1 protein-coding gene is annotated in these 1,422 nt (G+C 31.9%); it reads left to right on the forward strand.

Annotated elements, in window-relative coordinates; translation table 11 throughout:
• Positions 1-377: 377 nt before the first annotated feature.
• On the forward strand, positions 378-1,349 hold the full coding sequence (locus C7954_RS13530; protein ID WP_134060324.1) for an MFS transporter: 972 nt from the start codon (positions 378-380) through the stop codon (positions 1,347-1,349).
• The last annotated feature ends 73 nt before the right edge of the window (positions 1,350-1,422 follow it).

Here is a 1,422-nt window from a genome sequence, read left to right on the forward strand (position 1 = left end):
ATTTGCAATGGGAAAAGATCTTAAAGAGGGAGAAATGCCAGGAGTGGCATGTCCTGAGTGTAATGCAGAAATGAAGTTCAAATTTACATTTAAAAGAGAACCCTACTAAAGAAATATTAATTAACTTCTATAGTATAGGGGTGGCCGTTAGGCCATTTTGTTCTTATGGTATAATTTTTAAATTTGACTGTAATTTTATTATATAAATCCAAATAAATCGAGACGAAATAATATTCAAATTATTTTATACTATTAATAGAGTAATAATTATAAGAGTTAGTTATTCTAACATAAGTCCTATAAGAAATTAAGAAGATTACAACTTAAACTTATCCCGGGAGATTCGATTAACAACTAAAAAATAGGAGGACTTATTAATGTTAAATAAACCAGATCAAAAAGAAATTAAGAAAAAAAGAGAAAAGTTAAAAGAAAAGGGAAAATACCATAATGCAGAGAAATGGCAGATTGCATTTTTTGCTTTAAACAATACTGCTACAAATACGGCATTTGTACTAATTATGTATTATGCTTTCTTTACTCAAAATGTACTTGGTCTTTCTGCAGCAATTGTTGGTGGAATAGCAACTGCGATGAGAATTTTCGATGGTTTTACTGATCCTGTAATTGGGTTCATACTTGATAAAACTGACACTAAATTTGGTAAATATCGTCCCTTTATGCTTATTGGTAATATTATTTTAGTGATTATGATTATTGCACTATTTAATGTTCCACCAGAATGGTCCACCCAGACTAAATATATTGTTACAGCTCTGTTATATGGTCTAGCAATTATCGGTTATACTTTTCAAACTTCTTGTACTAAAGGCGCTCAGGCAGCATTAACTAATGACCCTGCTCAAAGACCACTTTTTACCTTTTTTGATGCAATTTATAATACACTACTTTTTGCTGGTGCTACCTGGTTTATTATGACCTACATGGCACCTAAATACGCTCAAAATGTAAATGATCCGGCTCTATGGTCAACAGTTTCTGTTATTTTTATGGCAGCTTCTTTTATTATGACAATTATGGCGATTATCGGTATCTGGTCTAAGGATAGAACAAAATATTTTGGACTGGCAGAAAATGCAGTTGAAATTAAATTTAAAGATGCCTGGGAAGTTCTTAAAAACAATCGTCCTCTGCAGATGCTAATTGTAGCAGCTTCTACAGATAAACTAGCCTTAACTGCCCGTCGTGCCGGTTTTGTCTATTTCTTTTCTAATATTCTATATAATACTGCTCTTCAGGGAACATTTTCGGTCTGGGTAATGGCTCCTGCTATTTTAGTAACTTATCTGGGAGTTAAATATGCAGACACCACTTTACAAAAAAATTAGATAAAAAATTGGCGACTTATTCCTTCTTTTGATATAATATTTGTTACCTACAACAAATATGAAAGGAATAAAC

This window comes from Halanaerobium congolense (assembly GCF_004366375.1).
Taxonomy (GTDB): Bacteria; Bacillota; Halanaerobiia; order Halanaerobiales; family Halanaerobiaceae; genus Halanaerobium; species Halanaerobium congolense.